The organism is Micromonospora sediminimaris, assembly GCF_016863575.1.
Lineage (GTDB): Bacteria > Actinomycetota > Actinomycetes > Mycobacteriales > Micromonosporaceae > Micromonospora > Micromonospora sediminimaris.
Map to the genome: position 1 here is coordinate 189431 of NZ_BOPD01000007.1, position 26468 is coordinate 215898.

Below are 26468 nucleotides of genomic sequence, written 5' to 3' on the forward strand. Positions count from 1 at the left end.
GGTCGTCACGGTCGGTGTTCGTTACCGAAGGGTATTGCCTGTCCCCGGGCATCGGCTAGCCCTGACGATCATCCACCAGCCTCTTCCCACGAAAGGCACCTTCGTCTCACTCGTAGCGGGCCGCCGCCCGTGACCAGTCGTAGGTGGCCCGGATCCAGTTCCGCCGGGTGTCCAACGCCGGGCGTACCGCGTCGCCGTGGCTTGCCAACAGGTCGGTCTCGGCCGCCAGATACGCCCCGAGTCGATCGTTGAACCGGTCGGCAGCGGCCCGCAGCGCCACCGACTCGTCGCCGGTCTCCCTGGCCAGCACCGTGATCAGATTGTGCGCGTCCGGCCCACCCTGGTGCTCCTTGCGGTAGGAGAAGACGTCGTTGCACCAGCAGATGAGATCGGCGGCCAGCGTCTCCAGGGTGGCCCACCCGGGATCGGCTCGGCGTACGGCCGGCGGAAAGCCGTCCAACGCCAGGTCGGTAAGGGTGAGGCTGGGGTACACGGCGCCGGTGTGCCGGCGCATCTGGACGTACTCGTCGATCGGCGGGACCCGCTCGTGTTCCCGGTTCGCCGCCTCCCACAGCAGCGCGAGCAGGTACTCGCGCATCCCGGCGACGAATCGCAGCAGCACCGCCGGACGCCGGTGGCCACGCACCCGTTGGCACAGGTCGGCCAGGCCGAGCGCCAGCGTCCCGGCCGCTCCGGGCGGCACCGGACCCGGCGCGCCCTGGCGGTCCAGCACGTCCAGCAGAGCTGCCACGGTCGGCGCGAGTCGGGTGGGTTCGGCGCCCAGCCCGTCCTCGTCGCAGGCGTCGTCCATCACGAACAGCCAGGAGATCAGATCGGTCAGTAGGCGCAGACGTTCCCGCGGAGCCTGCGGACAGGCCCGCCCAGCGAGCCCGGCGGCATCTGCCCGGTGCAGCCGCTGCCCGTTACTGATCAGGCCCAGGTCCTGCGCCCAGTCCGCGCTCTCCCGCGCCACGTGCTCGGTGTCCTCGTGCCGCACGTGGGCGAACGGAGGCTCGCGCAGGGCCGAGACCACAAAGCTTCGCATCGCGCTCCCTGTCGCCGCCCCCCCACGAGGCGGCGCGGTCAGCGTACGGGAGCACCGATCGTGGTCGACCGATGAGCTGAGTAACGTTTCGGATTTTGCCGTGACCGGTTCCGCACAGAGGGTTAGAAGCCCAGGCTGGCGGTGCGGAACCGATCGGCCAGGGCCGGCGCGCCGTCGAGTTGCACCCGCGCCGCGCGTTGCCGGCCGGACAGGAACAGGGCCAGCTCACCGGGGGTGCCGACCAGCCGCAGCGGTTCGCCGCCACGGCCGGTGGCCACCTCGCCGTGGCCGGGCGCCTGCACCAGCACCTGGGCCGGGAAGCGGCGCAGCGCCATCCGTCCCAGCGTCGACACCCGTCGCCACAGTCCCCGCTCCAACCCCACCGGCAACTCCCGGGGCTGCCAGCCGGCCCGGGCGCGGCGTACGTCCTCGTGGTGGATGAAGAACTCCAGCGTGTTTGTCAGCTCGTCGGTCAGCGGGTTGCTCACCGGGCTCCACAGCGGAGGACGTCGCACCTGAGCGAGCAGTTCGGTCCAGTCGAGGGCGGCGACCTGACGCCGCACCCGCTCGGCGTGCCCGCTCAGCGGTGGGAGGACGATGCCCGCGGCGGCGTCCGGACGACGCTCCCGGACCACCAGGTGGGCGGCGAGGTCACGGGTCGTCCAGCCCTCGTTGAGGGTCGGGGCGTCCGGGCCCAGGGTGGACATCAGTTCGGTGAGCGCCTCGCGCTCCGATCGGGCGTACCGCGGCATGGCAGTGATCGTAGGCCGGTGCGGGGCAGCTCGCGTCCTGAGCCGGGCGCGCGGGCGACCCGGGTCCGGGGGTGACGTCGGACATATCGCCGCGGGTCGGCGTACCGGGTCGGTAGCGGTAAGGATGAGAGAGGATTATGGCGGCTTACGGCGGGGGAGAATGTGGCGAGCGGGACTAGTCGGGACGTGCTCGGTCGCGGGCTGACCGTCCTCGGGCGGGCCATCCGGGAACAACCGAGGATCTTCGCGGTCGCGGTGGCCGGCAGCGTGCTGTTCGGGCTGATGGTGGTCGCCAGCGCGTTCGTGGTCGGCGCGGTCGTCGGAGATGTGGTGGTGCCGGCCGTCGAGAGCGGTTCGGTGGCGGTGGGCGCGTTGGCGCTGGCCGCCGCGGCACTGCTCGGGCTGAGTGTGCTGCGGGTGGTCGGCATCTTCGGCCGTCGGCTCGGCGCCGGCTACATGCAGTTCCGCCTCCAGGCCGCCTACCGCCGCCGGGTCACCCGGCGGTACCTGGAACTGCCGCTGTCCTGGCACCAACGCAACGCGACAGGCACGCTGCTGTCCAACGCCAACTCCGACGTCGAGGCCGCCTGGCAGCCGATCGCGCCGCTGCCCTTCGCGGTGGGCACGCTGGTGATGCTGATCGGCGCAGTGACGTCGCTGTTCGCCGTCGACTGGGCGCTGGCGCTGGTCGGGCTGGCCGTCTTCCCGGCCCTGTTCGCGCTAAACGTGGCGTACTCCCGCCGGATGGCGCCCCGGCAGGCGCGGGCGCAGCGGCTGCGCGCCGAGGTCAGCGGAATCGCGCACGAGAGCTTCGACGGTGCGCTGGTGGTCAAGACGATGGGTCGGGAGGCCCAGGAGACCGCCCGGTTCGCGGCCCGGGCCGGCCAGTTGCGCGACGCGCTGATCTCGGTCGGTCGGCTGCGGGGCATCTTCGACCCGATGCTGGAGACGCTGCCCAGTCTCGGCACCCTCGCGGTGCTGGTCGTCGGCGCGTACCGGCTGCGGCAGGGTGCCATCGAGGTGTCCGAGCTGGTCAGCGTGGCCTTCCTCTTCACCGTGCTGGCGTTCCCGGTGCGGGCCATCGGCTGGGTGCTTGCCGAACTGCCGCGCAGCGTCGCCGGCTGGGACCGGATCCGCCGGGTGCTCGACGCCACCGGCGAGATGCCGTACGGCGACACCCGGCCGGACCCGGCCGTGGCGACGCCAGCCACGCTCACCTTCACCGACGTCGGCTTCGCCTACGAACCGGCGGAGGCGCACCTGCCCGGCGCCGAGGTGTTGGGCGAGGTCACCTTCACCGTGCCGGCGGGCAAGACCGTCGCCCTGGTCGGGCCGACCGGCGCCGGCAAGTCGACGATCACCGCGCTGGCGGTCCGGCTGGTCGATCCACGGTCGGGCACGGTCAGCATCGACGGCGTCGATGTTCGCGACCTGGCCGCGGACGTGCTTGCCGGCACCGCCGCGCTGGTCGCCCAGGTGCCGTTCGTCTTCGACGACACGGTCCGGGCCAACGTCTCGCTGGACCGCCCGGGCGTCGACGACGAGGCCGTCTGGGCCGCGCTGCGCCTGGCCGAGGCCGACGGGTTCGTCGCCGCCCTGCCCGACGGGCTGGACACCATGGTCGGTGAGCGGGGTACCTCCCTCTCCGGCGGTCAGCGGCAGCGACTCACCCTCGCCCGGGCGTTGGCGGGTCGGCCCCGCCTGTTGGTGCTCGACGACGCGACAAGCGCGGTCGACCCCCGGGTGGAGGCCGCCATCCTGGCCGGGCTGCGCTCGTCGGCCGGTGGCGGCCCGGGCGCGTCGATCCTGGTGGTGGCCTACCGTCGGGCGACCATCGCCCTCGCCGACGAGGTCATCTACCTGGAACAGGGGCGGGTCGTGGCGCGGGGCACCCACAGCAGGCTGCTGGCCACCGTGCCGGGGTACGCCGATCTGGTCACCGCCTATGAGCAGGCCGAGGTCGACCACGACCGGCAGCGCACGTACGACGAGGTCACCCCGATGACCTCCGGACTGGAGGTGGACCGGTGAGCGTGGGAGCGGGGACGGTCGGCGAAGCGCCGGAGCAGGCCGAGTCGACGTGGCGGACGCTGCGTCGAGGGCTGGCGCTCTCCCCGGAACTGCGGGTCGGGCTGGCCGGCACCCTCGGTCTGGCGCTCGTGTACATGGTCGGCCGGGTGGCCGTGCCGGTGGCGGTGCAGCAGGGCATCGACCGGGGCATCGCCGGCGGGTTGGACCTGGACGCGCTGTTCGTGGTGGTGTCGGTCACCGCGGCGGTGCTGGTGGTGACCACGACCTGTGGCTACCTGATGATGCGCCGGCTGTTCACGGTCAGCGAGACGGCGCTGGCGGGGGTACGCGTACGTGCCTTCCGGCACGTGCACGACCTGTCGATGCTGCACCAGCAGTCGGAGCGGCGCGGTTCGCTGGTCTCCCGGGTCACCAGCGACGTCGACCAGATCACCCAGTTCCTCCAGTGGGGCGGGGTGATCCTCCTGGTCAACCTGGGGCAGTTGGCGGTCACCACGGCCGTGATGCTGGCGTACTCGTGGCAGTTGACCCTCGTGGTCTTCGCTGCCTTCGGGCCGGCGGTGCTGGTGATCCGACTGCTCCAACGCCGGCTCGCCGCGGCGTACGGGGTGGTCCGTCAGCGCACCGGCGCCCTGCTGGGCGCGGTCGGAGAGAGCGTGGTCGGCGCGCCGGTGATCCGGGCGTACGGCATCGCGGGGCGCACGGCCCGGCGGCTGGACGAGGCGATCGACGGTCAGCGGCGGGCACAGCAGAAGGCGATCCGGATCAGCATTCTCGGCAGCTCGGTCGGTGAGCTGGCGGCCGGCCTGGCGTTGGCCGGTGTGGTGGTGCTGGGGGTGTTCCTCGGCGCCGACCAGACGCTGAGCATCGGTGAGATCACCGCGTTCCTGTTCCTGGTGACGCTCTTCATCCAGCCGGTACAGATCGCCACCGAGGTGCTCAACGAGGCGCAGAACGCGATCGCCGGCTGGCGTCGGGTGCTCGACGTGCTGGACGTCGAACCGGATGTGGCGGATCCCGGGTCGCAGGGGCGTGAGCTGCCCACCGGGCCGCTGGACATCCGCTTCGGCGGCGTACGTTTCGCCTATCCGGGCGGCCCGACGGTGCTGCATGACATCAGCCTGGAGATTCCGGCGAAGAGTCGGGTGGCCGTGGTCGGTGAGACCGGCAGCGGCAAGACCACCTTCGCCAAGCTGGTGACCCGGCTGATGGACCCGACGGCGGGGGCGGTGCTGCTGTCCGGGGTGCCGCTGACCGACGTGCGCTTCGACTCGCTGCGCTCCCGGGTGGTGATGGTGCCGCAGGACGGGTTCCTGTTCGACGCCACGGTGGCCGACAACGTCCGCTTCGCTCGCCCGGAGCTGACCGATGAACAGCTCGCCGCCGCGTTCACCGAGCTGGGTCTGGCTGACTGGCTGGACGGGTTGCCCGCCGGGCTGGCGACCGGGGTGGGTGAGCGGGGCGAGGCGTTGAGCGTGGGGGAGCGTCAGCTGGTGGCGTTGGCCCGGGCGTACGTGGCCGATCCGGACCTGCTGGTGCTGGACGAGGCGACAAGCGCGGTGGATCCGGCCACCGAGGTGCGGTTGCAGCGGACGTTGGACGCGGTGACCCGGGGTCGGACCACCCTGGCGATCGCGCACCGGTTGTCGACCGCGCAGAACGCCGACGAGGTGATCGTGGTGGATCAGGGGCGGGTCGTGCAGCGTGGTTCGCACGACGAGCTGATCCGCGACCCGGATTCGGTGTACGGGCTGCTCTACGCCTCGTGGCTTGAGCAGACCCGGTAGACGCCGCCGGGCCGATGCCATACCCTCCGAGTTAGGTAAGCCTAACCTCAAAGGAGGTCGTGTCATGCGGCCCAGCCCCGCTGAGATCGTCCGGACCCTGGTTGCGGGTCGGTTGCCTGGCCTCGTTCACCTGGCCTGCCGGCCCGGCCTGCACCATGCGCGCCACGCCACCGACCCCGAGGGGCGGGTGCTGCTGCTGGTGCCGGTGGTCAGCGATCTCGCGGCAGCGCTGGGTGCCGGTGCCGAGGAGCGCGCCGTCGCGGTGGTGCTCGACGTGCTGGACCTGCCGCCCGCCGCCGGGGCGCCGTCACTCGGCCGGGCCCTGGTCTCCGGCTGGGCGCGCCGGTTGGCCGGCGACGAGGCACGGGGCGCCGCGCTGGACTTTGCCGCGGTGGAGCCTACCGGCGACCTGCTCGACGTCGGCACCCGCTTCCGGCTGTTCCGCTTCGAGGTGGCGGAGGCGCGTTGGCACCGGGCCGGCGAATTGCGCCGGATCGACCCTGCGGCGTACGCGGAGGCCGAGCCGGATCCGCTGCACCCGGTCGAGGCGGGGCTGCTCGCCCACCTCGGCGAGGACCACGCCCAGCGGATGACGGACTACCTGCGCCGGCAGCTTGGCCTGGCCGCCGGTCCGGCCGGGCACGCGCCACGGGTCGAGCGGATCGACAGGTACGGAATGCTGGTGACCTTCGGCCGGCCGGGTGCCCGGCGACGGGCCCGGCTCTCCTTCGGCCGCCGGTTGACCGACCAGGCCGACCTGACCCGGCTGCTGGAGCCGGTGCTCAGCGCGGGCTGATCCTGGGCGACTCAGCCGCCGAGTTCGCCGGTGAGATAGCGGTGCACGGTCGGGCCGACCGTGGCGATCAGGGTCTCCGGCGCGGCGGAGGCGACCGGCTCCAGCCGGATCACGTAGCGCATCAGCGCCAGCCCGACGAGTTGGCTGGCCACCAGCGACCCGCGCAGCGGCACCTCGGCCGGATCGACGTCGAGCTGGTCGAGGACCCGGCGCAGCACCTGGGTGGTGAGAAACTCGCGCAGGAGCCGGGCGGTCCATTCGCTGCTGACCGCGGAGCGCAGCAGGGCCACCCCGGCGGCACCGGCGGGCGAGTCCCAGACCGTGACGAACATGCGGACCAGCCGTTCGCCGAGGGCGGCACGGTCACCGGCGAGCACCTTGGGCAGCAGCTCTCCCGGGTTCACCGGAAAGCGCATGGCGGCCAGGAAGAGCTGTTCCTTGGTGCCGAAGTAGTGGTGCACCAGCGCCGGATCGACCCCGGCGGAGGTGGCGATGGCTCGGATGGTGCTGGTGTCGTAGCCGCGTTCGGCGAAGACGGCCCGGGCGGCGTCGAGAATCGTGTCCCGGGTGCCGGGTTTGCCGGGTCGCCGTCCGCTGCGCCGTACCATCGCCCTCCCTCGCTCGTGTCCGTGCCGGTGCCGGTCCGGCGCGCGCGGTCCGCCCGGACTGGCACCGGCACGGCGCCGTCAGCCGCTGCGCCGACGCAGGGTGGCCGCGGCGAGCACCAGCGCCAGCACCGCCGCGCCGGCGACGATCGCCACGTCGCGCCACATCGTCCCGGTCGGTTCGGCGTGCGCGCCGACCTCTTGCAGGGCCTCGACGGCGTACGACAGGGGCAGCACGTCACTTATCGCCTGCAACCAGCCGGCCATCTCGTCGCGGGGTACGAACAGCCCGCAGAGCAGCAGTTGTGGTGCGACCACGACCGGCATGAACTGTACGGCCTGGAATTCGGTGCGGGCGAAGGCACTGCAGAGCAGCCCGAGCGCGACGGCGAGCACGGCGTTCAGTGCGGCGATCATGATGACCAGCGCGCTGCTGCCAGCGGTCTGGAGACCGAAGACCCAGTACGCGACGGCGGAGGCGATGCCGGCCTGCACCGCGCCGGCCAGCCCGAAGGCGATCCCGTACCCGAAGAGCAGGTCGGTCTTGGCCAGTGGAGTGGTGAGCAGTCGTTCCAGCGTGCCGGTGGTGCGCTCGCGCAGCATCGCGATGCTGGTCACCAGGAACATGATGATGAACGGGAAGAAGCCGAGCATCACCAGCGCGATCCGGTCGAACGTCGACGGCTGCCCGGGCGGCGCGGGCTGGTCGGCGTACATGTAGTAGATCAGGGTGAGCAGGACGGTGGGCACGGCCACCAGCAGCGCGACGGTTCGTTTGTCGTGGCGCAGCTGCCGCAGGATGCGGGCGACGGTGGCGGCCAGGATGCGCGGGCTCATCGCGCCTGCCCGGACTGGTCGGGCTGACTGGCTCTGATCAGCCGCAGGAACGCCTCGTCGAGGTCGTCGACCCCGGCGGCGGCCCGGACGGCGGCCGGGGTGTCGTCGGCGATGAGCCGTCCCTCCCGGATGAGCAGCAACCGGTCGCACCGGGCGGCCTCGTCCATCACATGACTCGACACCAGCAGAGTCGTCCCGGTCGCGGCCAGAGCATGGAATCGGGCCCAGAGGTCGGCCCGCAGCACCGGGTCCTGACCCACTGTGGGCTCGTCGAGCACGATCAACTCGGGCTTGCCGACCAGTGCGCAGGCCAGCGACGCCCGGCTGCGCTGCCCGCCGGAGAGGGTGCCCACCAGTTGGCCGGCCGCCGAGGCGAGGCCGACGTCGGCTACCGCGCGGTCGGCCTCGGACCGGTCGCGGCCGTGCAGCGCGGCGAAGTAGCGGGCGTTCTCCCGCACCGTCAGGTCGGCGTAGACGCTCGGCGCCTGGGTGAGGTAACCGACCCGGTGGCGCAGCGGCGGTGAGCCGGCCGCGGCCCCGAGCACCGTCACCGTGCCGGCGCTGATCACCTGCACGCCGACGATCGCGCGCATGAGCGTGGTCTTGCCGCTGCCGCTGGGCCCGAGCAGCCCGGTGACCGAGCCGCGCGGCACCGTGGCGTCGATGCCGTGCAGCACCCGCCGTCGGCCCCGGTCCACGACCAGGCCCCGAACGGCGATCGCGTCGTCCATCGCCCACCTCCCCAAATTCATTGTCTGTTGAAATCAACGGTAGGTGAAATACGGCCGGTTCGGCAAGCGCGGGTCACGGGGTCGCGCCGGGCCGTCCGGTGCTGGGACCCTCGAACGATGGACATCGGTACGCGGGAGCCGACCTACACCGTCAGCGAGGCGGCCCAGCGGGTCGGCCTGACCACCCACACGTTGCGTTGGTACGAGCAGGAGGGGCTGGTGGCCCCGGTGGGCCGGGATTCCGCCGGTCGGCGTCGCTACACCGCGGACGACGTCAACTGGCTGCTGCTGCTGACCCGGCTGCGCCGTACCGGCATGCCCGTCCGCGACATGCGCCGCTACGTCGAGCTGGCCCGACAGGGTGACGGCACGCTCGGCGCTCGGCGGGCGCTGTTCGAGGAGCACCGGGTACGGGTGCTGCACCGGATGGCCGAGCTGGAGGAGGACCTGAAGGTCCTCGACTTCAAGATCGACCATTACCGGCGGGCGGAGCTGGGTGAATTCGACTGAGCCGCAGAATTGGCCGAAAACGACCTCTGGGGCAGGAAGGCTAATAGCACGGTCAGCTGTTGTCAGATCGGACGCCAGGTCCGTCACCGGTCATTGCGCCCTGATCGGACGTGCGGCACGATTGCTCAGTGGATCACGCTCCGTCACCGGACAGTGGGTTCTTCGACGACTGGGCCGCCCGGCTGCGGGCGAGCGCCGACCGGCCCGTGGTGGGCATCCTGCTGCGCGGCAGCCACGCGCGCCGGGCCGCCACCGCGCACAGCGACGTCGATGTCGACGTGCTGCTCGGTGGCGCTCCGTACGCGGCCCGTCGGGCGTACCTCGCGGAGCACTCCGGCCGGCTGACCCATGTGTCGGTGGCGGCCCGGGACATCCGCTCCTGGGTGACCCGCCTCGGTGAGCCGGCCGACTGGGCGTTCGGCCTGCCGGTGACGGCCCCTACCCGGCTGCTCTGGGCCGACCCGTACTGGCGGCACCGCATCGACCTGCCGGTGCTCTGCCAGCCGGCCGACGAGCCCCGGCTGGAGGAGTTGATCGCCACGCTCGGCAAGGTGGCCGCGGCCCGGGACGACGAGGATCCGCTCGGTGCCCGGCTGGCCGCCGCCGACCTGGCCCGGCTCTGCCCCTCGGTGCTGCGGCTGGCGAACCCGTCGGTACGGGTGGTCTCCCGCCGATCCGCCTTCGCCGCCGCCCTCGACCTGCCGGTGGCGCCGGCCGGCTACCGCGAGGACATGCTGCGCTGTCTCGGCCTGCGTCCCGGCTCGACCGGCCAGGTGTGGGCGGCAGCGGCTCGCCTGGTGACCGGCACCCTGCCGTTGATCCGTCCGTACGCGGCCGAGGTGGGCCAGGTGGCCGGTCCGGATCTCGCCGACGCCCTGCTAGACGGGCGCCTGGACCGCTACGTGGCCCAGCTGGGCCGAACCGGCGGCGGTGCCCCGTCCGCCAGCCGGGAGCCCGCTGGGGTACCCGCGCCGCGTGCGGGACAATGGGTCACTGTGCCCGTACCTGACGCGCCGGTGACCGGCGCCCACCCTGACCAGCCGGAGCCGTTGGGCGGTTCGCAGCGACCGTCACGGCTCGATCCGGCTATCGCCGGCCGCCTGCGGCGCACCCCTGACGGCCTGGTGGCCGCCGTGGTCCGCCAACACGACAGCGGTGAGGTGCTGATGATGGCCTGGATGGACGACGAGGCCCTGCACCGCACACTTACCACCGGTCGGGCCACCTACTGGTCGCGCAGCCGGCGCGAGTACTGGGTCAAGGGCGCCACCTCGGGCCACCACCAGTACGTCCGCTCCGTCGCGCTCGACTGCGACGGTGACGCGGTGCTGGTGAGCGTCGACCAGGTCGGTGCCGCCTGCCACACCGGGCAGCGCACCTGCTTCTCCACCGAGCTCCCCGTCACCGGCGAGGTGGCCTCATGAGCGAGCGGAGCGAGCGAATCATCAGGCTCGGCGCGGTGGTGTCTCATGGCGGCACGGAGCGAAGCGGAGTGCCGGCATGAGCGATGGTCGGGTGAGTCCGGACGCGGCCACCTTCACCGAACTGGCCGCCCGGTGGCGGGTGGTGCCGGTCACCCGTCGGCTGCTCGCCGACGCGGAGACGCCGGTCGGCGTCTATCGCAAGCTCGCCGGTGGCCCGGGGACGTTCCTGCTGGAGTCGGCCGAGCAGGGCGTCGGCTCATCCGGGCTGGCCTGGGCCCGGTACTCCTTCGTCGGGGTGCGCAGCAGCGCCACCCTGGTTGAGCGGGACGGCTCCGCGGCCTGGCTCGGCGTGCCCCCGGCCGGGCTGCCGACCTCCGGGGACCCGGTCGAGGCGCTACGCGCGACGGTGACGGCGCTGGCCGGCCCGCCCGGCACCCCGGGTGACGGGATGCCACCGCTGACCGGCGGCATGGTCGGTTATCTCGGCTACGACCTGATCCGCCGCTTCGAGCGGCTGCCCGCGTTCACCGAGGACGATCTGCGCCTGCCGGAGTTGGGCATGATGCTCGCCACCGATCTGGTGGTGCTCGACCACTTCGACGGTTCGGCGATCCTGGTCGCCAACGCGATCCTGCCGCCGTTGGATGAACCGGGGCGCGACGAGCGGGTCGTCGCCGCCTACCACCACGCGGTGGGCCGCCTGGACGCGATGACCACGGCGCTGTCGCGGCCCATCCCGCCGATGGTCGCCACGGTCGCCCGCCCGCCGGCCGGCGAGGTGCGCAGCCGCACCCCGGAGGGCGGATACCCGAAGGCGGTGGAGGCGGCCAAGGAGGCGATCCGGGCCGGTGAGTGCTTCCAGATCGTGCTCGCCCAGCGGTTCGAGCGGGAGACCGACGCCGACCCGTTGGACGTCTACCGGGTGTTGCGCACCACCAACCCCAGCCCCTACATGTACCTGCTGCGCTTCGACGACTTCGACATCGTCGGCTCGTCACCGGAGGCGCACCTGAAGGTGACCGGTGAGGTGGACGGCGAGCGGCGGGCACTGCTGCACCCGATCGCCGGGACCCGGCCTCGTGGCGCGACCCCGGAGGCCGACGCCCGGCTCGCCGCCGAACTGCTCGCCGACCCGAAGGAACGCGCCGAGCACGTGATGCTCGTCGACCTGGGCCGTAACGATCTCGGCCGGGTCTGCCGTCCCGGCACCGTCGAGGTGCCGGAGTTCGCCACCATCGAGCGGTACAGCCACGTCATGCACATCGTCTCCACGGTGGTCGGCACGCTGCGGGCGGACCGCACCGCCTTCGACGCGCTCGCGGCGACCTTCCCGGCGGGCACGCTCTCCGGCGCGCCGAAGGTACGCGCAATGGAGATCATCGAGGAGCTGGAGCCGGTCCGCCGGGGACTCTACGGCGGGACGGTCGGCTACTTCGGTTTCGCCGGTGATCTCGACATGGCCATTGCGATCCGGACCGCGCTCATTCGGGGCGGCCGGGCGTACGTGCAGGCCGGGGCAGGCGTGGTGGCCGACTCCGACCCGGCCGCCGAGGACCAGGAGACCAGGAACAAGGCCGCCGCGGTGCTGGCGGCCATCGCCGCCGCGGAAACCCTCAGGCCGGCTCGGTGAGCGCGAGGAACGTAGCGCAGCGGAGTCCCGCAGTCGTGAACGGAAGGCTTACCCGGTGAGCGTGCCGGTGGGGCCCGGGACGGGCGACGCGCGGCCCGTGCCCGGCCGGCGTGAGCTGGCGTACGCCGTGCTGCTCTGCCTGGCCGGCGCGGGGCTGGCGCTGTGGGCGGCGACCCGCACCTGGGTGGTCGGGGTGGTCGGCCGGTCGGAGCCGATGCTGCTGGTGGAGGAGGGCCGCACGGGCGGGCAGCTGCTGCCGTGGCTGCCGGCGTTGGCCCTCGTCGGGCTGGCCGGGGGTGGCGCGGTGCTGGCCACCCGGGGCCGGCTGCGTCGGGTGCTCGGCGGGCTGCTGACCCTGCTCGGCCTGGCTCTCGCGGCTGGCGGGGGCTACGGGCTGGTCGGTGACCTCGGGGACCCGGTCACTTGGCAGTGGCCGGCGCTCACCCTGCTCGGCGGGATCCTCGCCGCCGTCGGTGGCGCGCTGACCATGCTGCGTGGTCACCGCTGGCCGGCGATGGGTGCGCGCTACGAACGGCGGACCACCCGGCCGACCGGCACCGGCGGTCCGATCGGCGGGGCGGGCACCGTCGAGGCGTGGGAGGCGTTGGACCGCGGCGAGGACCCGACGATCCGCTGACCGGCCGGCGTCGGTGCGGTCAGCCGACCGGTTGCCGGGCGCGCGCCCGGGCGGCGGTGAGTTCCGCGACGAGGCGGTCCAGTTCGGCCCGCTGGTCGGCTCGGGCCCGGTCGGCGCAGATGGCCTCCCAGGCGTTGCCGGACGCGGTCCGCATCCGGTCCGGTCCGATCACTGCCCGCTCCAACGTGTGGACGACACCGACGGCGAGCGACGCGACGGTGCGCGAGATGGTGGTGAGTCCGATGGTCTGGTGCGGCGCGGAGGTACTCATGATCACCCCGGGGAGAGATCGTCGTGGCGATGGGGCAGGCGCGTCATTGAGTGTGCCCGAGCCTGATGCTGCTCGGCCCGGGTTTCGTGGTGATGACTGCACCGTCAACTCTGCGGTAGCGGGCCTGACCGGCACAGGGACCTTGGTCCTTGAGCTTGGTCACAGCATCGACATGGCCGGATCCCGCCGGCCGTCGCGCGGCCTCTCGGCCGCTCTCACATGGGTGATCGTCGATGATGCCGTGACGCAGAGTCACGGTCCGTGCGCACAAGTGGGCCATTATGCCGCAGCCCATTTCGTGAGGAGCGCCATACCCCCGGCGGTCGGGTCCAGGTGGGGCCCCCTAGCATCGGCCCATGACACCCGGAGAGGGGAGTCCGTTGGTGACTGCTGAACATGCCCACGCGGAGGGGGACGAGGCCGGCTCGGCGACGCCCGTCAGCGTGCTCGACGAGATCCTGGCCGGCGTCCGGGAGGACGTGGCCCGGCGGCAGGAACAGGTTCCGCTGGAGCGGATCCGTGAACTGGCCGCCGCCGCGCCGCCGCCACTGGACGCGTACGCGGCCCTGCGCCGGCCCGGCGTCGCGGTCATCGCCGAGGTGAAGCGCGCCTCGCCGTCCAAGGGCAAGCTGGCCGAGATCGCCGACCCGGCGGACCTGGCCGGCGAGTACGCGGCCGGTGGCGCCCGCGCGATAAGCGTGCTCACCGAGGGGCGCTGGTTCGGCGGGTCACTTGACGACCTCGCCGCCGTGCGGGCCGCGGTGAACATCCCGGTGCTGCGTAAGGACTTCGTGGTCTCCAGCTACCAGGTGCACGAGGCTCGCGCCCACGGCGCGGACCTGGTGCTGCTGATCGTCGCCGCGCTGGAGCAGAACGTGCTGGTCGGCCTGCTGGAGCGGATCGAGTCGCTGGGCATGACCGCGCTGGTCGAGGTGCACGACGAGGAGGAGGCCGACCGGGCCATGGAGGCCGGCGCTCAGGTCATCGGGGTCAACGCCCGTGATCTGCGTACCCTTCAGGTCGACAGGTCGGTGTTCGAGCGGATCGCGCCCGGCCTGCCGAGCAACGTCGTCAAGATCGCCGAGTCGGGCGTACGCGGCCCGCACGACCTGATCCGGTACGCCTCGGCCGGCGCCGACGCCGTCCTCGTGGGTGAGGGTCTGGTCACCCAGAAGAGTCCCCGGGAGGCGGTGGCCGAACTGGTCAACGCCGGCAACCACCCGGCGACGCCCCGCCCGGTGCGCTGAACCGCGCCGGGCGACCGTTTGTGAGCGAGAGGACCCGCGATGAGTGCTGACGCCACGAACACCGAGGTGCCGGCGCAGTTCCCCGACGCCGCCGGCCACTTCGGCACGTTCGGCGGCCGGTTCGTGCCGGAGGCACTTGTCGCCGCGCTCGACGAACTGGCCCTGGCGCACCAGGCGGCGATGGCCGACGAGACGTTCCGGGCCGAGTTCGCCGGATTGTTGCGCGACTACGCGGGGACGCCGTCGCTGCTCTACGAGGCCCGGCGGTTCTCCGCCCGGGCCGGTGCCCGGGTGCTGCTCAAGCGGGAGGACCTCAATCACACCGGCGCGCACAAGGTGCGCAACGTGCTCGGTCAGGCGCTGCTGACCCGGCGGATGGGCAAGCGGCGGGTGATCGCCGAGACCGGTGCCGGTCAGCACGGTGTCGCCACCGCCACCGCCGCGGCCCTGTTCGACCTGGAATGCGTGGTCTACATGGGGCAGGTCGACACCGAGCGGCAGGCGTTGAACGTGGCCCGGATGCGGATGCTCGGGGCGACTGTCGTGCCGGTGACGACCGGCTCGCGCACCCTCAAGGACGCGATGAACGAGGCGATGCGGGACTGGGTCGCCAACGTCGACGAGACCCACTACCTGATCGGCACCGCCGCCGGACCGCACCCCTTCCCGGCGCTGGTTCGCGACTTCGTCCGGGGCATCGGCGAGGAGGCCCGGGCACAGTGCCTGGACCTGACCGGTGCGCTGCCGGACGCGGTGACCGCCTGCGTCGGTGGCGGCTCCAACGCGCTGGGCATCTTCCATGCCTTCACCGACGACCCGCAGGTGCGGCTGTACGGCTTCGAGGCCGGCGGCGACGGGGTGAACACCGGCCGGCACGCCGCGAGCATCACCGGCGGCTCCACCGGCGTCCTGCACGGCACCCGGACCTTCGTACTCCAGGACGCCGACGGCCAGACGCAGGAGTCGCACTCGATCTCCGCCGGCCTGGACTACCCGGGCGTGGGCCCGGAGCACGCCTGGCTGCACGACACCGGCCGGGCCACGTACCAGCCGGTCACCGACGACGAGGCGATGGCCGCCTTCGAGCTGCTCTGTCGGACCGAGGGGATCATCCCCGCGATCGAGAGCGCGCACGCCCTCGCGGGCACCCTGGCCATCGCGCCGAAGCTCGCCGCCGAGCTCGGCCGGCAGCCCACCATCGTGGTCAACCTCTCCGGCCGGGGCGACAAGGACGTGCACACCGCCGGTGAGTACTTCGGCATCCTCGACAAGGAGTGAGGCCATGAGCGAGCGGACCAGCCGGATCGGGGTGGCCTTCGACAAGGCCCGGGCGGACGGCCGGGCGTTGCTGGTGGGCTGCATGCCGGCCGGCTTCCCGACCGTCGAGGGCAGCATCGCCGCGATGAAGGCGATGGTCGCCGCGGGCGTCGACGTGATCGAGGTGGAGATCCCGTACTCCGACCCGGTGATGGACGGCCCGGTGATCCAGCGTGCCAGCGACATCGCCCTGGCCGGCGGCGTACGCACCCGGGACACGCTGCGCATCATCGAGGCGGTGGCCGCCACCGGCGCGCCGGTGGTGACGATGACCTACTGGAACCCGATCGAGCGGTACGGGGTGGACGCCTTCGCCCGGGATCTCGCCGCGGCCGGCGGGACCGGGCTGATCACCCCCGACCTGATCCCCGAGGAGGCCGGCGAGTGGCTGGCCGCCTCGGACGCGCACGGGCTGGACCGGACGTTCCTGGTCGCGCCGTCCTCCACGGACGAGCGGCTGGCGATGACGGCCGCGCACTGCCGGGGCTTCGTCTACGCCACCGCGATCATGGGCGTCACCGGTGCCCGGTCGCAGACCTCCCAGGCGGCACCGGTGCTGGTGTCCCGGGTGCGGGAGGTCACCGACCTGCCGGTCGGCGTCGGGCTGGGTGTGGGCACCGGTGCCCAGGCCGCCACGGTCGCCGGGTACGCCGACGCGGTGATCGTCGGCAGCGCGCTGATCCGCTGCCTGCTCGACACGCCCGACGAGGCGGAGGCCCTGACCGCCCTGCGCACGCTGAGCGCCGAACTGTCCGACGGCGTCCGCCACCCCGACCGCTGAGGGTTACCGGCGCGGACCGGGGTGACGCCACAGGGGTCCGCAGCGGTAGCGTGTGCACCCGTGAGTCTCGCCTCGCCGACGTCCCTGGCCGCCATCCCCAGCCCGAGCAACGCCGTGTGGCAGCTCGGCCCGATCCCCATCCGGGCGTACGCGCTGTGCATCATCGCCGGCATCGTGGTGGCCTGCTGGGTCACCGAGCGGCGGCTGCGCCAGCGCGGCGCGGCTCCGGGTGCGGTGCTCGACATCGCCGTCTGGGCGGTGCCGGCGGGCATCATCGGCGCCCGGATCTACCACGTGATCACCTCACCGGAAAAGTACTTCGGCACCGGCGGGGACTGGATCAAGGTGTTCTTCATCCACGAGGGTGGGCTGGGCATCTGGGGTGCGGTCGCCGGTGGCGCGGTAGGCGCCTGGATCGCCGCCCGGCAACTGGGCATCCCGCTGACCGTGGTCGCCGACGCGCTGGCGCCGGGCCTGCCGCTGGCCCAGGCGATCGGCCGGCTCGGCAACTGGTTCAACAACGAGCTCTACGGCGGTCGGACCGACCTGCCCTGGGGGCTGGAGATCCACCGGATGGACGGTGGGCAGGCGCTGCGCGACGAGGCCGGCCAGCCGATCCTGGAGGAGGGGCTCTACCACCCGACCTTCGCGTACGAGTTGCTGTGGAACGTCGGCGTCGCCGCGATGGTGTACTTCCTCGACCGTAAGCTGCGGCTCGGCCGTGGCCGCGCCTTCGCCCTCTACGTGATGGGCTACACCGCCGGCCGGTTCTGGATCGAGATGATGCGCACCGACGAGGCAAACACGATCCTCGGCGTACGGGTAAACGTCTGGACCGCGGCGCTGGTGTTCCTCGGCGCCCTCATCTACTTCCTGCGGGTACGCGGGCCACGGGAGTACCTGATCCCGGTCGGCCTGCCGAGCGTCGCCGGCCCGCCGGCCAGCTCCGACGTCTCGCAGGTGGACCTGTCGGCCAAGGGCGCCACCACCGAGCCGGCGGTACCCGAGGGCTACCGGGTGGTCGGCGAGGAGCAGTTCGCGCACTGGCGACGGACCGGGGAGGCGCCACCCGAAGCGGCGGACCCGGTCGACGCGGGCTCCGAGTCCGCCCCGGACCGGCCGGCCGGCGAGGCGTCCGCCCCGGACCAGCCGGACATGGACGACGTGGTGACCCCCTCGAAGCGGGCCGACGAGGCGTCCGTCCTGGACCGGCCGGCCGGCGAGGCGGCGACCGCCGCCCGGCCGAAGGGTGAGCCGTCCGGAGGGTCGGCTGGCGGGCCCGCCGGGTTGGCTGGTGAGCGCCCCGGGTCGGTTGGTGGGCCCACCGACGGCGAGGAGACCGGGTCGGCGTCGGATTCACCGGCCGAGAGCACGGCGGGCGAGTCCGCCGCTGCTCGGCCCGCCGACCGCGACAGCTGAGGCCGGAGGACGGTCATGCGTACCGCGGTGGTGGTCGGCGGCGGGCTCGGCGGCCTGGCGGTCTCCGGTGCGCTCGCCCGTTCGGGCTGGCAGGTGACGCTCCTGGAGCGGGCCGACCGGATCCGTCCCGAGCCAGCTGCCGTGGTGCTCTGGCCCAACGGGGTCCGGGCGTTGCGCGCCCTGGGGCTCGGCGCCGGTCTGGACGCCATCGCCACCACCCTGTCCGACGGCGGTGTACGCCGTCCGGACGGGCACTGGCTGGTGCAGCCCCGACCGACGCCGGCCGAGCGTCTCCCGGTGGTGGTGCACCGGGAGGACCTGCACGACGCGCTGATCGCGGGCCTGGGCGAGCGGGTCGAGCTGCGTACCGGGGTGACGGTGCGGACGGTGCGCGCCGCCGCCGGTGAACGGCCCGCTGTCGGCGACGGCCGGCACACGTACGAGGCGGATCTGGTCGTCGCCGCCGACGGCACGGACAGCGTGATCCGGCGTCAGCTCGCCCCCGCCTCGGGGGTGGTCAGCTCCGGCTGCGCCGCCTGGCGGGCGGTGATCCCCTGGTACCGCGCGCCGAGCCTGCCCGATGCGGTCGGCGGTGAGATCCTCGGTGCCGGTTACCGTTTCGTGTCCGCCTCGCTGGGCGAGCGCGGCTCCTCCGGTGCCTCCAGCCGTGGCGGCATCTACTGGATGGCCACCGCGGCGGGCGCGGCCCGTCCCGAGCCGCCGGAGACCCAGTTGGCGCTGCTGCGCCGCTGGTACGCCGGCTGGCCCGCGCCGGTCGACGAACTGCTGGCCGCGACCGACCCGGCCGACCTGGTGCAGCGGGAGATCCGGGAGCTGCGTCCGCTGCCCCGGGCGTTCGGCTTCCCGGCCGGCCCGGGCGGGGTGGTGCTGCTCGGCGATGCCGCGCACGCCATGCCGCCGCACCTCGGGCAGGGTGCCTGCCTGGCCTTCGAAGACGCCGCGACACTCGCCGTGCTGCTACGCGAGTCCACCCTGCCCGACGCGGTGCTGGCGTACGACCGGGCGCGGCGACCCCGCGCGGCGGCCGTGGTCCGGCAGACCCGACGGATGTCCGCCGTGCTGCGCACCCGGGGGCGCCTGGCGCTGCGCGCCCGCGACGCCGCCCTGGGCACCATCACCCCCCGCCTACTCGGCACCGCCGCCACCATCGCCGCCCAATGGCGCCCCCCAACCTGACCCGCCCCCGCCCCCGCGCCTGTCAGGGTTGATCAAGAGGTTTTGGTCGCCCGCAGCGGCCGATTGCGACCAAAACCTCTTGATCAACCGGTTGGACGGGCGGGGTGGGGTGGGGTGGGTGGGGTCAGGGGTGCGCGGGGGTGGGGGAGGCGATGCAGGCGGTGCCGATGCGGCGGAAGCCGACGCGCAGGTAGACGCGGGCGATCTCCTCGCTACCGGCGGAGAGGAACACCAGGTCGGTGCCGGTGTCCAGCAGGGCGCGGGCCAGGGTGGCGGTGACTGCCGCGCCGAGCCCTCGACGGCGGGCGGTGGGCAGCGTGGCCACTCCGGCGATCTCGGCGACGTCGCCGACCCGCAGGGCCATCCCGCTGGCCAAGGGGCCCTCCGTCGGGGTGCCGGCCAGCGCGGACAGCCGGCTGCCGTCGGCGATACGGGACCGTTCCTCGTCGACCGCCGCCGCGTCCAGCCCGATCATGGCGGCGTCGCGGTCGGCCGGTCCGGCCCCGCCCCGTCCGGTGCCAGGGGCGGCGAATCCGACCGCCGCCACGGCCCGCCGGGCGGCCACCGCCGAATCGAAGTCCTCGTCCGCCGGGTCGAGCAACCGCACCGGTACGCCCAGTTCCGCCGGGTTCGGCAGGGCGGCCGGGTCGAGCACCATCAGCGGCGCTTCGAGGACGCACAGGCCGCCCGAGCGGGCCACCGCCAGCAGCGCGGGGGTGGTGTCGTGCACCCATTCGAGGGCCTCGGGCAGACCGAGTTCGCGCTGGCGCGTCCGCACCGCCGCCACGTCGGCGAGAGTCGGTGACCCGGTGCCGTCCCGCCGTGGCCGGGCGTAGAACGGCCATCCCGGGCCTTCCCGGACGAACAACACCAGACCGCCGTGATCTTCCACACGGGCCGCGTCCCGGGGCACCGCGTCGTAGAACCGTTCCAACCGGTCGAGGAGGTCGGTACGCTCGGAATCCACGGCGCGAGACTACATGTCCCAGACTTTGGACGGTGTGATCAATCTGCACTGGCCTTGCGTGCCGGGCCCTAACGTAGACTCAATAGTCCGATACAGGGCCGACGTCGTCCCGACCATGATCCAGCCTGAGCGACGACAGGAGGCCCGGTGGCCCTTGCGTACCCACACCGCCCCCAGCCGGCGCCGCGAGAAGGCCAGGTAGCGTCCCCTGCCGGCCTCCATGACCCCGCGTACGAGCATGACGCGTGCGGCGTGGCCTTCGTGGCGGACCTGCACGGCCGACGCTCGCACACGGTGGTCGCCAACGGCCTCGGCGCGCTGTGCCGGCTGGACCATCGTGGTGCCCGGGGCGCCGAACCGAACACCGGTGACGGCGCCGGCATCATGATCCAGGTGCCGGACGCGTTCCTGCGCGCGGTGGTCGAGTTTCCGCTGCCTCCGGCCGGCGCGTACGCCACCGGTCTGGTCTTCCTGCCCGACGACGCCACCGCCGAGGCCCGTGCCCGGCAGGTGGTCGAGAAGTACGCCCTGGTCGAGGGGGCCGAGGTGCTGGGTTGGCGGGACGTCCCGGTCGACCCGAGCGACCTCGGTGAGACGGCGCTGGCGGCGATGCCCCGCATCCGTCAGGTCTTCCTCGCCGCGAAGCGGCTCACCGACACCCCCGCCGGTCCGGCCGGTGCCCCGCTGGCCGGTGTCGAGCTGGAGCGGGTCGCCTTCTGCGTACGCAAGCAGGCCGAACGGGAGACCGCCGAGCGGGGCGTGCCGGCGTACTTCCCGTCGCTGTCCGGCCGGACCATGGTCTACAAGGGGATGCTCACCCCGGACCAGTTGCCCGCGTACTACCCGGATCTCACCGACGAGCGGGTGGCCAGTGCCATCGCCCTGGTGCACTCCCGGTTCTCCACCAACACCTTCCCGTCCTGGCCGCTGGCGCACCCGTACCGCTTCATCGCCCACAACGGCGAGATCAACACCATCCGGGGCAACCGGAACTGGATGCAGGCCCGCGAGGCGCTGCTGCGTACGCCTGACCTGCCCGGCAACATCCGGCGGGTCTTCCCGGTCTGTACCCCGGCCGCCTCCGACTCGGCCAACTTCGACGAGGTCCTCGAACTGCTGCACCTGGCCGGGCGTAGCCTGCCGCACGCGGTGCTGATGATGATTCCGGAGGCGTGGGAGAACGACCCCGACATGCGCGCCGACAAGCGCGCCTTCTACCGGTTCCACGCCAGCCTGATGGAGCCGTGGGACGGTCCGGCTTCGGTCGCCTTCACCGACGGCGAGATCGTCGGCGCGGTGCTCGACCGCAACGGTCTGCGTCCGGGCCGCTGGTGGCAGACCGCTGACGGCCTGGTGGTGCTGGGCAGCGAGGCGGGCGTACTCGACCTCGACCCGGCCGCCGTGGTGGCCAAGGGGCGGCTCCAGCCGGGCAAGATGTTCCTGGTCGACACCGTTGCCGGCCGGATCGTGCACGACGACGAGATCAAGACCGAGTTGGCTGCCGCCCAGCCGTACGCCGACTGGCTGCACGCCGGGCTGATCGAGATGGACGACCTGCCCGCCCGCGAGCACGTCGTCTACACCCACGACTCGGTACGCCGCCGCCAGCAGACCTTCGGCTACACCGAGGAGGAGCTGAAGATCCTGCTCGCGCCGATGGCGCGGACCGGCGCGGAACCGATCGGCTCGATGGGCACCGACACCCCGATCTCCCCGTTGTCCACCCGGCCACGGCTGCTCTACGACTACTTCCATCAGTTGTTCGCCCAGGTCACCAACCCTCCGCTGGACGCCATCCGGGAGGAGTTGGTGACCAGCCTGGCCACCACCATCGGCCCGGAGGGCAACCTGCTCGATCCCGGCCCGGCGAGCTGCCGGCAGATCGTGCTGCCCTACCCGGTGATCGACAACGACGAGCTGGCGAAGATCCTCTGTATCGACGAGGACGGTGACCTGCCCGGCTTCAAGGCGGTACGGGTCTCCGGGCTCTACCGCATCCGCGACGGCGGCGCCGGGATCCGGGCCCGGCTGACCGAGATCTGCCGGCACGTCTCCGAGGCGATCGAGGACGGCGTACGGATCCTGGTGCTCTCCGACCGGGACTCCAACGCCGACCTGGCTCCGATCCCGTCGCTGCTGCTCACCGCGGCGGTGCACCAGCACCTGGTGCGGGAGCAGACCCGGACCCAGGTCGCGCTGATCGTCGAGTCGGGCGACTGCCGCGAGGTGCACCACGCGGCGGTGCTGATCGGCTACGGAGCGGCGGCGGTCAACCCGTACCTGGCCTTCGAGTCGGTGGAGGACATGATCTCCACGGGCACGCTGGCCGGGGTCGAGCCGCGGGCCGCGATCCGCAACTACGTCAAGGCGCTCGGCAAGGGCGTCCTGAAGATCATGTCCAAGATGGGCATCTCGACGGTGTCGTCGTACTGCGGCGCACAGGTCTTCGAGGCGGTCGGCCTGGACACCCGACTGGTCGAGCGGTATTTCCGGGGTACGCCGAGCACCATCAGCGGGGTCGGCCTCGACGGCATCCACGCCGAGGTGGCCGCCCGGCACGCGCTGGCCTGGCCGGCGGCCGGCGCCGAGGCGGTCGACCTGCTGCCGGTGGGCGGCGAGTACCAGTGGCGCCGCGAGGGTGAACTGCACCTGTTCAACCCGGAGACGGTCTTCCTGCTCCAGCACGCCACCCGCAGCCGCCAGTACGACGTCTTCCGCGACTACACCGCGAAGGTCGACGAGTTGGCCGCGCGGGCGGGTTCGCTGCGCGGGCTGTTCCGGCTACGCAGCGGCGTGCTGCCGCCGGTGCCGATCGAGGAGGTGGAGCCGGCCAGCGAGATCGTCAAGCGGTTCGCCACCGGCGCCATGTCGTACGGGTCGATCTCGGCCGAGTCGCACGAGACCCTCGCCATCGCGATGAACCGGCTCGGCGGCAAGTCCAACACCGGCGAGGGCGGGGAGGACGTCGAGCGGTTGCACGACCCCGCCCGCCGTTCCGCCGTCAAGCAGATCGCCAGCGGTCGGTTCGGGGTCACGAGCGAATATCTGGTCAACGCCGACGATCTCCAGATCAAGATGGCGCAGGGTGCCAAGCCCGGCGAGGGTGGTCAGCTGCCCGGCAACAAGGTCTGGCCGTGGATCGCCCGTACCCGGCACGCCACCCCCGGCGTCGGCCTGATCTCGCCCCCGCCGCACCACGACATCTACTCCATCGAGGACCTCGCCCAGCTGGTGCACGACCTCAAGTGCGTCAACCCGGCCGCCCGGGTGCACGTCAAGCTGGTCAGCGAGGTCGGTGTCGGCACCGTCGCCGCCGGGGTGGCCAAGCTCAAGGCCGACGTCATCCTGATCTCCGGCCACGACGGCGGCACCGGCGCGTCTCCGCTGAACTCGCTGAAGCACGCCGGTACGCCGTGGGAGCTGGGCCTGGCCGAGGCACAGCAGACGCTGCTGCTCAACAAGCTGCGTGACCGGGTGACCGTGCAGGTCGACGGGCAGCTCAAGACCGGCCGGGACGTGATCGTCGCGGCGCTGCTCGGGGCCGAGGAGTTCGGCTTCGCCACCGCCCCGCTTATCGTCTCCGGCTGCATCATGATGCGCGTCTGCCACCTGGACACCTGCCCGGTGGGCATCGCCACCCAGAACCCGGTGCTGCGCGAGCGCTACACCGGCAAGCCCGAGTTCGTGGAGAACTTCTTCCTGTTCCTCGCCGAGGAGATCCGCGGCTACCTGGCCGAGCTGGGTCTGCGCAGCATCGACGAGGCGATCGGGCGTACCGAGCTGCTCGACGTCGCACCGGCGGTCGAGCACTGGAAGGCCGGTGGGCTCGACCTCGGTCGGGTGCTGCACCTTCCGGAGCTGCCCGAGGGCGCGGCCCGACGCGGCGTACGCGCTCAGGACCACGGCCTTGAGCTGGCCCTGGACAACGAGCTGATCGCCCTCGCCGAGCCGGCGCTGGGCGCCACTGGTGCCGACGAGTCGGTGCCGTTGGTGCGGGCCGAGGTGGCGATCCGCAACGAGCACCGCAGTGTCGGCGCGATGCTCGGCGGTGCGGTCACCCGCCGCCACGGCGGTGCCGGCCTGCCGGCCGACACCATCGAGTTCACCCTGCGCGGTACCGCCGGGCAGTCCTTCGGCGCGTTCCTGCCGCGCGGGGTGACCCTGCGCCTGCACGGTGACGCCAACGACTACGTCGGCAAGGGACTCTCCGGTGGCCGGCTGATCGTCCGGCCGGACGCGGCGGCACCGTTCGTCTCCGCCGACGCCGAGGCGGGCGGCCGGGCCGAGGATCAGATCATCGCCGGCAACACCATCCTGTACGGCGCCACCGCCGGTGAGGTCTACCTGCGGGGGCGGGTGGGGGAGCGGTTCGCGGTCCGCAACTCGGGCGCGGTGACGGTCGTCGAGGGTGTCGGCGACCACGGCTGCGAGTACATGACCGGCGGCACCGTGGTGGTGCTCGGTCCGACCGGCCGCAACTTCGCCGCCGGCATGTCCGGCGGGACGGCGTTCGTCTGGAACCTCGACCGACGCCGGGTCAACACCGAGCTGGTCGACCTGTCCGCGCCGAGCGAGGCGGAACGGACCCGCCTGCACGAGCTGGTGCAGCGGCACTTCGCCGAGACCGACTCGGCGATCGCCGAACAGCTGCTCAAGCGTTGGCCGGAGGCGGTGGAGGAGTTCACCGCCGTGGTTCCCCGGGACTACCGCCGGGTGATGGAGATCATGCGGGCCGCCGAAGCCGCCGGCCAGGACGTCGACGACGCGGTGATGAGCGCACTGGCGGCACCGGGGCAGCCGGCCGCCGGCTCGTCCGCGCCGGTAGCCCCCGCCCCGCGGGCGGTCGCCCAGGAGGTGGCTCGTGCCTGACCCGAACGGTTTCCTGCGTTACGGCCGGCGGCTGCCGGCCCGCCGGCCCGTGCCGGTGCGCATCAGCGACTGGCGGGAGGTCTACCCGCCGGCCGGCGAGGGACTGATCCGCGAGCAGGCCACCCGCTGCATGGACTGCGGCATCCCGTTCTGCCACGACGGCTGCCCGCTGGGCAACCGCATCCCGGACTGGAACGACCTGGTCCGCACCGGCAACTGGGACGCGGCCGTGGAGTCGCTGCACGCCACCAACAACTTCCCCGAGTTCACCGGCCGGCTCTGCCCGGCGCCCTGCGAGGCCGCGTGTGTGCTCGGCATCGCCGGTGGCGCGCCGGTCACCATCAAGCAGGTCGAGGTGGAGATCGCCGACGCGGCCGCGGCCCGGGGACTGCCCCCGCGTCCGGCGCCGGCACCCTCCGGTCGGTCGGTCGCCGTGGTCGGCTCCGGGCCGGCCGGGCTCGCCGCCGCGCAGCAACTGGCCCGCGCGGGTCACGCCGTGACCGTGTACGAGCGCGACGACGCGATCGGTGGCCTGCTCCGGTACGGCATCCCCGATTTCAAGCTGGAGAAGCGGCACATCGACCTCCGGATGGCGCAACTGCGCGCCGAGGGGGTCGACTTCCGGACCGGGGTGAACGTCGGGGTCGACGTCACCGCCGAACAGCTGCGCGCCCGGCACGACGCGGTGCTGCTGGCCTGTGGCGCGTTGCAGGGCCGGGACACCGACACACCGGGCCGGCAGCTGCGTGGCGTACACCAGGCGATGGCGCATCTGGTGGCGGCCAACCGGGTGGTCGCGGCGGCCGGCGAGGGCCAGCCGGCGCTGGCCACCCTGCCGGACGGCACGCCGATCGACGCGGCCGGCAAGCACGTGGTCATCATCGGCGGTGGCGACACCGCGGCGGACTGCCTGGGTGTGGCGCACCGGCAGGGTGCGGCCGGCGTGCACCAGCTCGACCTGTATCCGCAGCCGCCGCGCGCCCGGGACGAGGGCCGCGACCCGTGGCCGACGTGGCCCTGGATCCTGCGGGAGTACCCGGCCCACGAGGAGGGCGGCGAGCGGGTCTTCGCAGTGGCGGTGCAGGAGTTCGTCGACGACGGCACCGGTGCGGTGCGGGCGGTGCGGATCGCCGAGGTGACCGTCGAGAAGCGCGACGGCCGGCGGATCGTCACGGCGGTGCCGGGCACCGAGCGGGAACTGCCGGCCGACCTGGTGCTGCTGGCGATCGGCTTCGAGGGCACCGAGGAGCAGCCGTTGCTGGCGCAGCTCGGGGTGGCCCGGAACGCGCGGGGCGCGGTCGACTCCCGGGCGGACTGGCAGACCGAGGCCGACGGGGTCTTCGTCGCCGGTGACATGCACCGGGGTGCGTCGCTGATCGTTTGGGCGATCGCCGAGGGGCGGGCCGCCGCCGCGGCGATCCACACGTACCTCGACGGCGTCGGCGCCCTGCCGGCCCCGGTCCACCCGGCCAGCCAGCCCCTGGCGGCGCGCTGACGGCCAGCTGCCGGAGAGGTCTCGACGAGGCCGCGTCCACGCGGGACGACCGCGCGGACGCGGCCTCTCCTTAACGGCTATTCACTTTATCCAGATGTTTCGATAGCATTACCGACCAGT

At 72.8% G+C, this 26468-nt stretch carries 21 protein-coding genes and 1 pseudogene; 15 read left to right on the forward strand and 7 right to left on the reverse strand.

Annotated features, from left to right (window positions below):
* Positions 1 to 106: 106 nt before the first annotated feature.
* Entirely contained in the window at positions 107 to 1045 is a 939-nt protein-coding gene (locus Vse01_RS04815) for a terpene synthase family protein (protein ID WP_093401536.1), read from the reverse strand.
* A gap of 122 nt (positions 1046 to 1167) precedes the next feature.
* The gene (locus Vse01_RS04820; protein ID WP_093401535.1) at positions 1168 to 1797 is read right to left on the reverse strand and encodes a TIGR03085 family metal-binding protein; all 630 of its coding nucleotides are present in this window, start codon (positions 1795 to 1797) and stop codon (positions 1168 to 1170) included.
* A gap of 162 nt (positions 1798 to 1959) precedes the next feature.
* On the opposite strand from Vse01_RS04820, the gene Vse01_RS04825 reads away from it, so the two are divergent.
* From Vse01_RS04825 to Vse01_RS04835, 3 genes are all read left to right on the forward strand, one after another.
* The gene (locus tag Vse01_RS04825) at positions 1960 to 3828 is read left to right on the forward strand and encodes an ABC transporter ATP-binding protein (protein ID WP_093401534.1); all 1869 of its coding nucleotides are present in this window, start codon (positions 1960 to 1962) and stop codon (positions 3826 to 3828) included.
* Between the two features lie 2 nt (positions 3829 to 3830).
* Entirely contained in the window at positions 3831 to 5615 is a 1785-nt protein-coding gene (locus tag Vse01_RS04830; protein ID WP_093401533.1) for an ABC transporter ATP-binding protein, read from the forward strand.
* A gap of 64 nt (positions 5616 to 5679) precedes the next feature.
* Positions 5680 to 6411 (forward strand): DUF2470 domain-containing protein, encoded by a 732-nt coding sequence (locus tag Vse01_RS04835; protein ID WP_093401532.1) that lies wholly within the window; start codon positions 5680 to 5682, stop codon positions 6409 to 6411.
* An 11-nt stretch (positions 6412 to 6422) separates the two neighbouring features.
* On the opposite strand, the gene Vse01_RS04840 is transcribed toward Vse01_RS04835, so the two are convergent.
* The 3 genes from Vse01_RS04840 to Vse01_RS04850 form a co-directional block, all read right to left on the reverse strand.
* Entirely contained in the window at positions 6423 to 7019 is a 597-nt protein-coding gene (locus Vse01_RS04840) for a TetR/AcrR family transcriptional regulator (protein ID WP_093401531.1), read from the reverse strand.
* Positions 7020 to 7097: 78 nt separating this feature from the next.
* Positions 7098 to 7853: an ABC transporter permease gene (locus Vse01_RS04845; protein ID WP_093401530.1), complete on the reverse strand. Its 756-nt coding sequence runs from the start codon at positions 7851 to 7853 to the stop codon at positions 7098 to 7100.
* Positions 7850 to 8584: an ABC transporter ATP-binding protein gene (locus Vse01_RS04850; protein ID WP_093401529.1), complete on the reverse strand. Its 735-nt coding sequence runs from the start codon at positions 8582 to 8584 to the stop codon at positions 7850 to 7852. Before Vse01_RS04850 ends, Vse01_RS04845 begins: the two co-directional genes overlap by 4 nt.
* A 117-nt stretch (positions 8585 to 8701) precedes the next feature.
* Between Vse01_RS04850 and Vse01_RS04855 the strand changes: the two genes are divergently transcribed.
* The 5 genes and pseudogenes from Vse01_RS04855 to Vse01_RS04870 all read left to right on the forward strand — a co-directional run bounded on the left by Vse01_RS04855 (position 8702) and on the right by Vse01_RS04870 (position 12785).
* Positions 8702 to 9094, forward strand: a complete 393-nt coding sequence (locus Vse01_RS04855) for a MerR family transcriptional regulator (RefSeq protein ID WP_093401528.1) — start codon at positions 8702 to 8704, stop codon at positions 9092 to 9094.
* 491 nt (positions 9095 to 9585) lie between these two features.
* A pseudogene (locus tag Vse01_RS29245) lies at positions 9586 to 9903 on the forward strand (phosphoribosyl-AMP cyclohydrolase); the annotation flags it as partial.
* A 186-nt stretch (positions 9904 to 10089) separates the two neighbouring features.
* Complete coding sequence (hisI, locus tag Vse01_RS29250; RefSeq protein WP_093401624.1) at positions 10090 to 10518, forward strand: phosphoribosyl-AMP cyclohydrolase; 429 nt, start codon at positions 10090 to 10092, stop codon at positions 10516 to 10518.
* Positions 10519 to 10594: 76 nt separating this feature from the next.
* A complete protein-coding gene (locus tag Vse01_RS04865) occupies positions 10595 to 12148 on the forward strand; it encodes an anthranilate synthase component I (protein WP_093401527.1) in 1554 nt (517 codons plus the stop codon).
* Between the two features lie 55 nt (positions 12149 to 12203).
* A complete protein-coding gene (locus tag Vse01_RS04870; RefSeq protein ID WP_373870635.1) occupies positions 12204 to 12785 on the forward strand; it encodes a Trp biosynthesis-associated membrane protein in 582 nt (193 codons plus the stop codon).
* Between the two features lie 19 nt (positions 12786 to 12804).
* Here Vse01_RS04870 and Vse01_RS04875 read toward each other — a convergent pair whose 3' ends face one another.
* Complete coding sequence (locus tag Vse01_RS04875) at positions 12805 to 13056, reverse strand: hypothetical protein (protein ID WP_093401622.1); 252 nt, start codon at positions 13054 to 13056, stop codon at positions 12805 to 12807.
* A 443-nt stretch (positions 13057 to 13499) separates the two neighbouring features.
* On the opposite strand from Vse01_RS04875, the gene trpC reads away from it, so the two are divergent.
* Genes trpC through Vse01_RS04900 form a run of 5 tightly spaced genes read left to right on the forward strand, consistent with a single transcriptional unit; the run spans position 13500 to position 19017 of the window.
* The gene (gene trpC, locus Vse01_RS04880) at positions 13500 to 14303 is read left to right on the forward strand and encodes an indole-3-glycerol phosphate synthase TrpC (protein WP_170863280.1); all 804 of its coding nucleotides are present in this window, start codon (positions 13500 to 13502) and stop codon (positions 14301 to 14303) included.
* A gap of 39 nt (positions 14304 to 14342) precedes the next feature.
* A complete protein-coding gene (gene trpB, locus Vse01_RS04885; protein ID WP_093401525.1) occupies positions 14343 to 15581 on the forward strand; it encodes a tryptophan synthase subunit beta in 1239 nt (412 codons plus the stop codon).
* A 4-nt stretch (positions 15582 to 15585) separates the two neighbouring features.
* On the forward strand, positions 15586 to 16401 hold the full coding sequence (gene trpA, locus Vse01_RS04890) for a tryptophan synthase subunit alpha (RefSeq protein ID WP_093401524.1): 816 nt from the start codon (positions 15586 to 15588) through the stop codon (positions 16399 to 16401).
* Between the two features lie 60 nt (positions 16402 to 16461).
* On the forward strand, positions 16462 to 17820 hold the full coding sequence (gene lgt / locus Vse01_RS04895) for a prolipoprotein diacylglyceryl transferase (protein WP_093401523.1): 1359 nt from the start codon (positions 16462 to 16464) through the stop codon (positions 17818 to 17820).
* A 15-nt stretch (positions 17821 to 17835) separates the two neighbouring features.
* A complete protein-coding gene (locus tag Vse01_RS04900) occupies positions 17836 to 19017 on the forward strand; it encodes an FAD-dependent oxidoreductase (protein ID WP_093401522.1) in 1182 nt (393 codons plus the stop codon).
* 124 nt (positions 19018 to 19141) lie between these two features.
* On the opposite strand, the gene Vse01_RS04905 is transcribed toward Vse01_RS04900, so the two are convergent.
* On the reverse strand, positions 19142 to 19984 hold the full coding sequence (locus tag Vse01_RS04905) for a GNAT family N-acetyltransferase (RefSeq protein WP_093401521.1): 843 nt from the start codon (positions 19982 to 19984) through the stop codon (positions 19142 to 19144).
* Between the two features lie 147 nt (positions 19985 to 20131).
* Between Vse01_RS04905 and gltB the strand changes: the two genes are divergently transcribed.
* Together gltB and Vse01_RS04915 are read left to right on the forward strand one after the other, a co-directional pair.
* Entirely contained in the window at positions 20132 to 24853 is a 4722-nt protein-coding gene (gene gltB, locus Vse01_RS04910) for a glutamate synthase large subunit (protein WP_093401520.1), read from the forward strand.
* Positions 24846 to 26348, forward strand: a complete 1503-nt coding sequence (locus Vse01_RS04915; RefSeq protein WP_093401519.1) for a glutamate synthase subunit beta — start codon at positions 24846 to 24848, stop codon at positions 26346 to 26348. Before gltB ends, Vse01_RS04915 begins: the two co-directional genes overlap by 8 nt.
* The last annotated feature ends 120 nt before the right edge of the window (positions 26349 to 26468 follow it).